Here is an 11,648-nt window from a genome sequence, read left to right on the forward strand (position 1 = left end):
CATGCCACATTTTAATCCTGTTCCTGTATCTAATAAAAAATTCGTCTTTGATGATTTCATACTCAACATGGATGGCTCCCTGCTACGAGCAGAAAAGAAAGTGAATATTCCGCCAAAAGAATATGCCGTTCTGGTCATCCTGCTCGAAGCCGCCGGCGAGATTGTTAGTAAAAACACCTTACTGGACCAGGTATGGGGCGACGCCGAGGTTAACGAAGAATCTCTTACCCGCTGTATTTATGCTTTACGACGTATCCTGTCGGAAGATAAAGAACATCGTTACATCGAAACGTTATATGGGCAAGGCTATCGTTTTAATCGTCCGGTCGTGGTAGTGTCTCCGCCAGCGCCGCAACCCACCACTCATACGTTGGCGATTCTTCCTTTTCAGATGCAGGATCAAATTCAATCTGAGAGCCTGCATTACTCTATCGTGAAGGGACTATCTCAGTATGCGCCCTTTGGCCTGAGCGTGCTGCCGGTGACCATTACTAAGAATTGTCGCAGTGTTAAGGACATTCTGGAGCTCATGGATCAACTGCGCCCCGATTATTACATCTCCGGACAGATGATCCCCGATGGCAACGATAATGTTGTGCAGATCGAGATCGTTCGGGTTAAAGGCTATAACCTATTGCATCAGGAAAGCATTAAGTTGGTGGAAAACCAGCCCACCTCTCTCTTGCAAAACAAAATTGCGAATCTTTTGCTCAGATGTATCCCGGGGCTTCGCTGGGACACAAAGCAGGTTAGCGAGCTAAATTCGATTGACAGTACCATGGTCTATTTACGCGGTAAGCATGAATTAAACCAATATACCCCCTATAGCTTACAGCAAGCGCTTAAGTTGTTAACTCAATGCGTCAATATGTCGCCAAATAGCATTGCGCCTTATTGTGCGCTGGCAGAATGCTATCTCAGCATGGCGCAAATGGGAATTTTTGACAAACAAAACGCTATGATCAAAGCCAAAGAACATGCCATTAAGGCGACAGAGCTGGACCATAATAATCCGCAAGCTTTAGGATTACTGGGGTTAATTAATACGATTCATTCAGAATACATCGTTGGGAGTTTACTATTCAAACAAGCTAATTTAATTTCGCCCGTCTCTGCGGATATTAAATATTATTATGGCTGGAACCTCTTCATGGCTGGTCAGTTGGAGGAGGCCTTACAAACGATTAACGAGTGTTTAAAATTGGACCCAACGCGCGCAGCAGCAGGGATCACTAAACTATGGATTACCTACTATCATACTGGCCTTGATGATGCTATACGTTTAGGAGATGAATTACGTTCGCAACATTTGCAGGATAATCCAATATTATTAAGTATGCAGGTTATGTTTCTTTCGCTTAAAGGTAAACATGAACTGGCACGAAAATTAACTAAAGAAATATCCACACATGAAATAACAGGGCTTATTGCTGTTAATCTTCTTTATGCTGAATACTGTCAGAATAGTGAGCGTGCCTTACCGGCGATAAGAGAATTTCTGGAAACTGAACAGAGTATTGATAATAATCCAGGGCTATTACCGTTAGTACTGATTGCCCATGGAGAAGTTATTGCCGAGAAAATGTGGAGTAAATTTAAAAACGAAGACAACATTTGGTTCAAAAGATGGAAACAGGATCCCCGCTTGGTTAAATTACGGTAAAATCTGAGAGAGGAGATATGCATTATTTTTTTATCATCGTAATCTGGTTGCTTAGTATGAGTACGGCACGGGCTGATTGCTGGCTTCAGGCTGAAAAAATGTTCAATATTGAATCAGAACTACTTTATGCTATCGCTCAACAGGAATCAGCGATGAAACCAGGCGCCATTGGTTATAACCGAGATGGTTCTACCGATATTGGCCTGATGCAAATTAATAGCTTCCATATGAAAAGATTGAAAAAAATGGGGATCAGTGAAAAACAGTTATTACATGATCCCTGCATTTCTGTCATTGTTGGCGCATCCATTTTATCAGATATGATGAAAATCTACGGTTATAGCTGGGAGGCCGTTGGTGCTTATAATGCCGGGACGTCGCCGAAAAGAGCTGATATAAGGAAAAGTTATGCTAAAAAAATTTGGGAGAATTACAAAAAATTAAAAGAGATGCCAGCAGAAGAGAAGAACAAAAGACTTTCTATCGCGTTAAACAAATAATCATATAACAATAGCTTACTTTCAGATCACATCCAAAAGTAAGCTATTTTTTAATCAGATTGCCGTGTTCGTAAGCAATTGGGCTTGCATTGCTTTTAGCTGTACAAACTGCGATGCATCTTCCAGCATTCTATTATTCCGTGAATCCCGAAAATCTGAACGTACCTGCTCCAGATTGCTATGAGGATTATCCTTAAGCACAAGGGCCGCAGCCATCGTTCCGGTTCTTCCCACTCCGCCCAGACAATGAATCATCGGTAAATGATTATCCGATGTACTACGCCCCGGCGCGCCATTTTGGTTGGCAATATTTTTCACGCTATCTGCCAGATATTCTAACTGAGCAGCGGACGGTAACGGCTGGTGATCTGACCAATTTTTCACATGTAGTACCGGGAGCGTATACTGCTTTTCTCCCCAGGACAGTTGCATATTGTATCGGTCTATCGTGCCTTCCTGATTCCCTGAGTTCACTTTTTGGCTGCTGGTATGTACCTCGCCAAAGGTATGAATCCCCCTGAAATAGGCGGGTAATTGACTTGCCTGTATCTGCTCTTCCGGCGTTAACACCACCAGGCATGAGCACTCTTTTTCAAGAAGCGTTTTCATGTGCGCTTCCAGCGCGGCTGGCGTAGATTTTGGATACGAACTGGCTAATGCCACTGGCTTACCGGCAAAAGTTAGCGTATTCACTGGCACAGGCGTTCCGTCGTTCAATTTCACCTGAGTTTGCTGATTAATCGGGATGCTGCTGGCTGCGAACCGTGCCAGACCCAGTGTAGGTCCGCTCAACATCTGTGGCATTGGCGCACCAGCTTTTATGTTCTCAAGTTCAGTTGTAACATTTTTCAGTTCGTTAGTAATAGCCTGAATCTTTTTTGCAGCCTGCGTTAATTCTTGACTGGAGGCTTTACCAATCCACTTCTCGACCTCTCCTCCACTGGTTCCCCATTGTGAGAACCGGGCTACACCTACCTGAATATTTGTTAACGTTACAGCATAATCATTAAGTTGTTTAGCCTCTGGAATTTTATTTAAATTCCGTAAATTCGTCATTAATGAACGTAGCGTACCGCTACCCGAAGCCATCTCCTGGAAGTTTTCTCGCAGCTTATTTCCGTCCATTTGTTCCAGTTGAGGTATTGCACTCTTAAGTCCGTTTAGCGCAATATCGAGTAAATGCTGTTTCATCTCTGCACCAACATCGCCATTTTGCTCTGTCACTTTTGTCTCGCCGCCTTTTATTACTAAAGCGGAATTCATGATACCAACATTATCCTTGTTCTTAATAAGATTTATAAACCCTTCGTCAGCAGCTTTTACACACTCCGTGATCTGCTCTGCTAAACGTTGGGTAAGGGGTTTGTTCATATTTATTCTGGACATTAATAGTGCGTCATTTACTGCTGTTTCCCCATATTTTTCCGTTAATGCCTGGATAAATACCTGTAAAGTTTTTTGATCCTGTATTCTGGTATTTTCCGTGTGTTTTTGCACCACTTCAGTATTTTTAAATAACGGCATTTTTCCAAGCCAGGTTAATACTTTTGACGAAAATTTTTCAGGCGCAACATATGCCTTATTAGTATTTTCCTTAGCAATATATAGTCGGGCATCACTCGGTACGCCAGATTTTGAAAATGAAGACAATGTTAAATTATTCAACTTCCTCTCCTCATACTTTAGCGTATTCTTGCAGCCTGTTTTTGAGCGCTTCCTGCTGATTCACGAATGACTCAAGCTGCGATATAATATGATATATATTTGTCAGATCGGTAATTACATCTATAAACAATAATGTCTCTGCGCTATCAATATACGCTAACGTGCCTTCATTCTTCGCTGCCAGTTCACCATTAATCACCATAATCTGTCGCCAGATAGAATCGCCACAAAAAGGCGATAGTGGTATAATCATACCGTTCAATAACCAGATATCATCTTTAGCTTCAATAGACATAAAAATATCGGTATCGAGCAGTAATAAACACTGATTGTTGTCATCAAAAGTGAGTGGCAAACCTAATTTTTCACCAATATCAGCGATAATATCCTGGTGTGCTTGCAAATTATCTTCCTCTTTAATTATTTATTTTATAAGTTTAATTTTTCGGTTTTACCAGAGAAATGTCATGTTTGATATTCTTATGCGCCCGTCGCCGGGCGCAATGTTTATCTCCTTTAATCCAGTAAAATAACCACTCACTACGTGTCGGGACACATATCAGCAACTCTTTCGGATCGTTTTCAACATGGCGTAACTTTCCTTTACTAAAGAAAAGCGAACTGTCAGCAATATCATCATATATTTCAGCCATATCTGAACCGGGTACTACATGTGTGATGATTTTCATAACAATTAACCATATTCAATTGTTGTCGAGCGAGAGAATAATACTATACTCTCGACTCAAGACTTTTTTCAACAACACGGCATATATCCGCAAAGGTCGTCATATCCGGAAGATCGTTTTCATTACAACTAATGTCAAACTCCTCACTAAGACCAAATACAATATCAATTAAATCCAATGAGTCAGCGTAAAGATCCTCAACCAGATGGGTCTGACCATTGATGCAATCAATATCAACGGCAATACAGGAGGTGATCACTTTTTTGACTCTTGCTTCAATATCCATATTCATCGCATCTTTTCCAGTTAATTAACGCTGCATGTGCAAGCCATCAACGGTAGTAATGACCCGTTCCACGCCGGGTTTATTCAGGTATGACTCGTAAGCCGGGCCATCTCGCCAGCTACCGTCCCCGATAAGGCCGTCCAGCACACTACTTAACACATAGTCAGTTTCCCCTTTTTGTCTGGTCAAACCCGCCTCTCTGGCAAACTGCAGCGCAACCTCGGCCAGTTTTTCTTTTTGTGGATGATGAGTAATGACCTCTTTAAGCATATCCATTTTCGCTTTCAATTCTGGATGCTTTTCAATATCGCTACATTGCGCTTTCAACGCTGCACTCTTTATAGAGTCACTGGGCAATATTTCCGCACGCAACCCGTCAAACGCTCTGCGTACTGGAAACGGTGTGGAGGTATCCGGCTCCAGGGCTTTACGTACCACCCCCAAAAACATATCACGGGTATTGAAATGCATTGAACGCATATTCGTAACACTCGGAATTGCTGAAAGGAAACTATTTTGCTTAAACTTCAGACCAGAAAATTGGCCAGCCTTATCTGCCTGGTTATTATCATTATCAGTCGTACCCGCTTTAGTACCTGTAATTACCGAGGTTTCTGGCTGCAAGGTATCAATTTTATTATTCTCGACGCCAGCAAGTTGGCTGGCAAGCGGCTTCACATCCACAATCTCTGCCGTCTGGCTTTGCTCTTTATTATCATCAACGCCATGCACCGTGGCCTGCACCGGCTTGCCGATAATGACCTTGCTGGTTACGCTATCGACTTCATCAAAAGAGGCTGTTTCACCCGTGGTTCCCTTTTCAGACGTTATCACCTTTCCATCTGTGCTTTCGGATGAAGCGTTGGTCACAGCCTCTGCAGTGGCATGAGCCGTGACATCAATTTTACCCGCGATATCCTGCGTGCTGGCACCGCGTACCGTCTCCGCTTGATGCGTATTTGAGTCTACACGCGAATGATTATGACTTACGCTACTGCTGTTACTCGAATGGTGTGACTCGTAATGGCGTTGGCTGTTATCAATAAGTGTTCGGCTATTATCAATAGTCTTCCGGCTATTATCATGGTTGCTATTATCAATATGGCGCTGGCTATTATCGACATGGCTTCGGCTATTGTTAATATGCTTACTGTTATCCACATTATGATTACTGCTATCAATATTGATATTGATATTAATACCTGCAGGTTCAGGCTTTTTACCACCATCAGGCATCGGTCCAGCCGCTGGTTCCGGAATTTTAGGCTCAGGCTGTTTGTCTGCCGGAATTTGTGCAAAAACATTACGTAGCAACAGAGGTATCAACGCTTTCATTTCAAGGTGTCGTGCTTCCATTCCTACGCTGGTACCCTGCTCTTGCGTTAATTTTTGGTGACACATATCAAGTGCGTCAACCGCCTTCTCCGCCGCTTTATCAACAAGCTGTGCAATATTGCTACGGGTTAGCGGATCTAACGTACAACCAAATTGATGTTCAATACAATCGGTAATATAGGGCATCACTTCATGCATGACATACTGCGTAGATAAGTTTCTTAAATCACCGCCGGTATGATTTTTGATGATATCCAGCAGCTTATTATGAAGCGTTTCAAGCTTCGCTTCCGCCTTCTTCGTTTCTGGCGTCCATGGTCCAAAAGCCGATTTTTCTTTCAGACCATCTTTCATCATTTGCGCGGTATACTCTGCCCCCACCTTCATCAGTAGCTCCTTCGCCGCAGGCGAGTCGCTGGTGGCTTTTTGCGCTGAATGAAAGAGTCCCGCAAATTCCGTTACCGCCTTCCTGGCGCCGGTATTACTTGAGCTGGTAAAAATTTCTTTTAACGCCTCGGCATCTTTTCCACATTTGAACAACGCCTCCAGACTCGACTGTTTGGTCAGCGCGGGAAAATCTTCCAGTCGTGGGCCGTTAATTTCCCCTGACAACGTCGATGTGGCATTTCCGCTGACTGCGGAGATATTTGCTGCAAGATTTGTGGCCTGCGTTTTGATCTCGGTTTGCATACCAGTTATCACGACGGGAGGCGGAGTTCTTACACTTGCTACCATTATTAATATCCTCTTCTGTTATCCCTGCAGGAAGCTTTTAGCGGTTTCCAGGCTGCTACTTATCGTACTACTCAGCACTTTTACCAGGTTGTCGTACAATGAATTGGAATTGCTATATTTTTGCGTCAGCGTCTGTAATGTTGTTTTTAAATTTTCTTCCTGAGCTTTAAAACCTGCTTGCCAGGCCTGGTATTTCGCGTTATCCATTTCAAGTTTGGAATCATCTCCCGGCTTACCTAATCCACTAATATCCTGAACCATTTTTCGTAACGGCGTCAGATCGACGGTAACGACATAACCTGATCCCGTTGATTTCAGGCAGCTATCGGGTAAATTCAACTCACTGAGCCACTGCCTCGCTTCAGCTTCCGTTGCCCCCTTAACACCACTGCCTGATTGCGCTGGAAATAAGATGGTATTTTTATTGGTTTGATTATATTTATTGATTAAATTGTTTAAATCATTTTTGAGTGAAGTAACATCCAGCTTAACGGTATTCCCATCCTTACCAGGTAATAACCAGCCTCCCATTTTGGAAAGGATGTCACTGAATGCCTGATAAAAATCGGTATAAACTGCCACAACGTTCTCATAAACGCCCAGATAGTTGTCGCCAATCGCCGATATATTTTGGGAAACCATATCCCAAATCTCTGCATCGGAAATGGTTGTTCTCGGCTGCACCATAGGCGCAGTGCTAAATAATGCCAACGCAGGTGCAGAAAACGCGCTCCGCAGCCCTTTATCTTGTTCTGCCGATAATGAAACACCTGATTTTGCCAGCGCATTCAGACTACTGGTCAATTGTTGGCGAGCCAGAGTACGCTCGTCATTATTCTCTTCGGAGATCGGCAACGTTGATCGTAACGTCTGCTGTGCCTGTTGGGCTTTCGTGGCCGCCTGAGATAATGAGATAATATCCGCGCCGCGATGTTCTGCTGTGGACGGCGCAGCGGTAATCTCTACGTGATCGCTCGCCGCGGTTGCCTGTGGCCGTTCGGCAGCAAGTCCCGGACGAGGAGAAGCGGAATAATTTTGAATATTAAGCATAATATCCCCAGTTCACCATCAGGAGCGTTATTTAATAAATCTCCTGATGGCGTATAGATGACCTATCAAATTAAGCGCGAATATTTCCCGCAATAGCGGCGAATGCGGAGGCCTTCGATTGGTTAATGCTCTCCATTGCTTTCAGCATTTCCTGAATCAGGCTGGTCGACTTACGTGAACTTTCACGCGCTTCATCTGATGCGGTGCTGGCAACCCGATTATTCACCTGGCTAATTTGCTGTTCGGAACGTTCCTGGATAGCGGCGTACTGCCCCGCCGATCCCGCGATCCCGCCGACAGTGACCGAGTTCTTCATAATCAAATCGCCGGTCATCTGCATCTTACGCGCGTCGATCCGGGTCATATCCATGGTATTCTGCTCAAGACGAATACTGGATTCGACAGACTCAAGACGTTTCGACAGAATGGCCTGATGTTCAGGGGAAATTTGTTTATTACTGTCTTTAATGCCCAGGCTTTCCGTGGCGCCTGTTCCGGCATTAGATTTAAGCGTCACGTCATTAAGGTTTTTCGTCGCATCAACGCCGGTTTTCTTCATATTTAACGATTTCAGAGAATCGACGCCTTCAGCACCGAGTTTGACGCTATTCTGCCCGTTCAGCACATTTTTAATACTGTGGCTTTCAGTGGTCAGTTTATCGATCTTCGCGGCATTATGTTTAAGCGCGCCTCTTTCATTCTGCAGCCCTTTATGTTCCAGTTTTGCGCCCACGGCAGTGATCCCCAACTGAAGCGCGCCCTGAGAAATACTACCGGACAGCGCATTCATCCCTTCACGCATCATGGAACTTGCCGTCGTTTTTGCAGCGTCAAAACTGACGAGTGACAATTTGCCGGACAGTTTGGTGTCAGCCTGGTTCAACGTCAGCATTAAAACATTCGCGGCAGCCAACAGCGCAACGGCATTGGAAGACATACCGCTAATATCAAAAAATTTTCCGACTTCAGCCTGCTGCTCCCGCAGATGGGTTTGAACCATGTCGTTCGCTTTGTTGCTAAAATTATTAGCCAGGGCGTTCAGATCCTGATTAATATCACTATTCTGAATGCTGGTTCTCAAAAAGGACGTTACCGTTCCTGTGGTTTGCGTTAATACACCAGGCGCAGGGGCTGTCAGCGTAGGACTCAACCCCAGTTCACTGACTTTGCTACCAGTAATGCCAATGCTGCTCAGAATATCTTTAACGCTAACGGATTGCGAACCAGGCTGTGGAGTATTCTCAACAGAATGATGATTTAAATAAGTAGCAGGATTAATCCCCGCATTATTAATTAACATATTTCTCTCCCTTTATTTTGGCGAGTTTTATGCGCGACTCTGGCGCAGAATAAAACGTGAAGCATCCGCATTTTGCTGTACCGCAGAGGACATGACTTTTTGTAATTCCGCAGTCACTTTCTGGTTTTCACCAAATATCTCTACAGACTGTTTAAGCCACTGCTGAATTTGGTCCATGGCAAAACGTGCGAGAGTAAAATCAGCAAGCGCTTCGCTGGCGTTTTTGATAAATACGCCTTCAGCAACGCCGCCGGCTGATTGGGCTGCGGTATTAGTGACTTCCATGCCCAACGCAACTTTATTTAGGGTATTACCTACCAGCTCTTTACTTAAGGCATTCGTTTGCAGGCCCATCTTGCTACCCACATTACCCAGGCCGCTAGTAATACGTTGCATCCCCTGGGTAAAGAGTTTGCTGCCATTTTGCGCCAACTGTTTCAGCACATTAGGCACCAGCTTCTTAATCGTTTCGCCCATCATTTTACTCAGCGCATTACCCAGTTTCGCCGCGGCGCCTTTCCCGACCACCGCCACTACGACAATTACCACCACCATCGCAATGGCTGCGACAATCGCGCCAACAATACTACCGGCCATCTCTGCGGTTTTCTTATCGACGCCTAATCCTTCCAACGCTTTGGTAATCGCTTTGCCAATCAGTTCCATTAACGGCTTCAGAACGTGTTCCATAATCGGGTTCAGCGCCTGCTGAATAAACGACACCCCCGTCGTCGCCTTCACAATTTCATCGGCAACCATTACCGCAAGCCCCACCGCAGCCAGCGCCAGACTCGCCCCACCGGTAAAAATAGCGGCCACAACGCTGACGATTGTTAGCAGCGCGCCGAGGATTTTCCCGATACACCCCATAATGCGGTTGGTTTCTTCGGCTTTGCGCGTCTCTTCCTGAAATTCAGCCGATTTCTTTTCCATCTCCGCCTGACGGCCTTCCTGCAAAGCGCCGAACAGCGCAAGATCGTTTTGCAGGCTTTCTTCGGTATTTTTGCCTACAATCTCAATGAACATGGCCATCAACATGGTGAGACGAGCCACATTTGACAGGTTATCCTTTTCACCCTGGGCAACCTGACTCTGAGAGGCAGCATTCGTCGTGCCCTGGAATTTGGTCAGAATGTTATCCGCTTTCTCGGCTTTAGCTTTTGCGTCTGTGCCCGCTTTGGTCGCCACATCCGTGGCCTTATCTAACTTATCCTTCGCCTCCGTCGCTTCTTTTCCAGCCTGCTCTACCGCGGCTTCAGCCTGCGCATAGCCTGGATCGGACGGGTCCAGCGATTGCAATTTGTTTTGCGCCTGCGTCAGTTTTTTGGCCGCCGCGTCATAGACGCCCTTGGCGGTATCCGTTTTTTTAATACTTTCTTCATAGAGATCCGTCGCGTCCTGCGCCTCTCCCAGCGCCGCCTGAAACTCCTTCGATACCTGGATTCCCATCGCTTTTTGTGACTCAATCATTGCCTGCCATACGGCCAGACGAGATTCCAATTGAGACAGCGAAACATCCCCCAATAAGGTCATTAATTTGCCAAGCAGTAACGTCAGTTGCCCTTCGCTGGAGAGTTTTTCCCGGGCGGCGTCCGTAGGCGGCGTCAGACCCACCGTATTAATAGTGCTCTCACCGGACTTTGTTCCGGCTTTAAGGTCGCCCGCTTTCGTTGCCACTACATCTTTAAAAGCTTTATCCGCCGCTTTTAAAAAGTCCGTGTTCTTACGAACGCCTTCAAAAGCCGCCTCAGCGAGGCGCGGATTTTGGGTATATCCGCCACGGCTAATGCTACTTGCGTCATTTACCATAATTATTCCTTTTCTTGTTCACTGTGCTGCTCTGTCTCCGCCGTTTTTAGCGCTTCCAGATAGACCAACGCTTTTGCCCGCAGAGACTCATCTTCAGTACGTTCATTGACAAGTTCAAAACACTGCCTGGCTTTTGCCGCCTTACGCATTAATAATTGACACTGCCCGGTAAAAAAAACGGGGCGGTAATCATTTTTAAGTAACGTAAAGGCCACTGCATAAAGGTCACATGCTTTCTGAAATTGTTTTTTCAGTTGGCATACCGCCGCCAGTCCCATGGTGTAATCGGGATTGTAAAAATCATAAATGCATAAAAAACGAAAGAATGTCTCAGCTTCATCCAATCGCCCCTGGTTATAGAACTCATAAGCATGAGCATATAAACCATCCATCATATCTTGAGGGATCCCGTGAACGTCTTTTAGCGTGGCGCCTTCGCTAACGGCATCCCAAATCATTTCCGCAACACGTTCTTCGCTGACATTATTTTGATAATCCATTACTTACTCCTGTTATCTGTCACCGACTTTGTAGAACTTAACTACTGCGATTATCTGATGCAGTTATTAAACCCCGACGGTGGTTAGTGAACATTCAAAAAACGCCCAATGAATAA

At 45.1% G+C, this 11,648-nt stretch carries 11 protein-coding genes; 2 read left to right on the plus strand and 9 right to left on the minus strand.

Annotated elements, in window-relative coordinates:
• Window position 1 precedes the first annotated feature (1 nt).
• Together hilA and iagB are read left to right on the plus strand one after the other, a co-directional pair.
• Complete coding sequence (hilA, locus tag ACE15A_RS18465) at window positions 2-1,663, plus strand: transcriptional regulator HilA (protein WP_053509076.1); 1,662 nt, start codon at window positions 2-4, stop codon at window positions 1,661-1,663.
• A 17-nt stretch (window positions 1,664-1,680) separates the two neighbouring features.
• On the plus strand, window positions 1,681-2,163 hold the full coding sequence (gene iagB / locus ACE15A_RS18470; RefSeq protein ID WP_023249343.1) for a type III secretion system invasion protein IagB: 483 nt from the start codon (window positions 1,681-1,683) through the stop codon (window positions 2,161-2,163).
• A 54-nt stretch (window positions 2,164-2,217) separates the two neighbouring features.
• On the opposite strand, the gene ACE15A_RS18475 is transcribed toward iagB, so the two are convergent.
• From ACE15A_RS18475 to sicA, 9 genes are all read right to left on the minus strand, one after another.
• On the minus strand, window positions 2,218-3,888 hold the full coding sequence (locus ACE15A_RS18475; RefSeq protein WP_072158698.1) for a type III secretion system effector BopA family protein: 1,671 nt from the start codon (window positions 3,886-3,888) through the stop codon (window positions 2,218-2,220).
• A complete protein-coding gene (gene sicP / locus ACE15A_RS18480; protein WP_053509078.1) occupies window positions 3,839-4,231 on the minus strand; it encodes a chaperone SicP in 393 nt (130 codons plus the stop codon). The genes ACE15A_RS18475 and sicP overlap by 50 nt, the downstream gene beginning before the upstream one ends.
• A gap of 34 nt (window positions 4,232-4,265) precedes the next feature.
• Window positions 4,266-4,517, minus strand: a complete 252-nt coding sequence (locus ACE15A_RS18485) for a hypothetical protein (RefSeq protein ID WP_023249340.1) — start codon at window positions 4,515-4,517, stop codon at window positions 4,266-4,268.
• Window positions 4,518-4,560: 43 nt separating this feature from the next.
• Window positions 4,561-4,809 carry an acyl carrier protein gene (locus ACE15A_RS18490; protein ID WP_023249339.1) on the minus strand — a complete coding sequence of 83 codons (249 nt, stop codon included), beginning with the start codon at window positions 4,807-4,809 and terminating at the stop codon, window positions 4,561-4,563.
• A gap of 18 nt (window positions 4,810-4,827) precedes the next feature.
• On the minus strand, window positions 4,828-6,873 hold the full coding sequence (sipA, locus tag ACE15A_RS18495) for an SPI-1 type III secretion system effector SipA (RefSeq protein WP_023249338.1): 2,046 nt from the start codon (window positions 6,871-6,873) through the stop codon (window positions 4,828-4,830).
• A gap of 18 nt (window positions 6,874-6,891) precedes the next feature.
• On the minus strand, window positions 6,892-7,923 hold the full coding sequence (gene sipD / locus ACE15A_RS18500; RefSeq protein WP_053509080.1) for an SPI-1 type III secretion system needle tip complex protein SipD: 1,032 nt from the start codon (window positions 7,921-7,923) through the stop codon (window positions 6,892-6,894).
• Window positions 7,924-7,993: 70 nt separating this feature from the next.
• Window positions 7,994-9,223 carry an IpaC/SipC family type III secretion system needle tip complex protein gene (locus ACE15A_RS18505; protein ID WP_053509081.1) on the minus strand — a complete coding sequence of 410 codons (1,230 nt, stop codon included), beginning with the start codon at window positions 9,221-9,223 and terminating at the stop codon, window positions 7,994-7,996.
• 27 nt (window positions 9,224-9,250) lie between these two features.
• Complete coding sequence (sipB, locus tag ACE15A_RS18510) at window positions 9,251-11,032, minus strand: SPI-1 type III secretion system needle tip complex protein SipB (protein ID WP_053509083.1); 1,782 nt, start codon at window positions 11,030-11,032, stop codon at window positions 9,251-9,253.
• A gap of 2 nt (window positions 11,033-11,034) precedes the next feature.
• Window positions 11,035-11,532 (minus strand): SycD/LcrH family type III secretion system chaperone SicA, encoded by a 498-nt coding sequence (gene sicA / locus ACE15A_RS18515; RefSeq protein WP_000386309.1) that lies wholly within the window; start codon window positions 11,530-11,532, stop codon window positions 11,035-11,037.
• Between the last annotated feature and the right edge of the window lie 116 nt (window positions 11,533-11,648).

Origin of the sequence: Salmonella sp. HY31 (assembly GCF_042604575.1) — a bacterium.
In the GTDB taxonomy this organism is placed as follows: Bacteria; Pseudomonadota; Gammaproteobacteria; order Enterobacterales; family Enterobacteriaceae; genus Salmonella; species Salmonella diarizonae.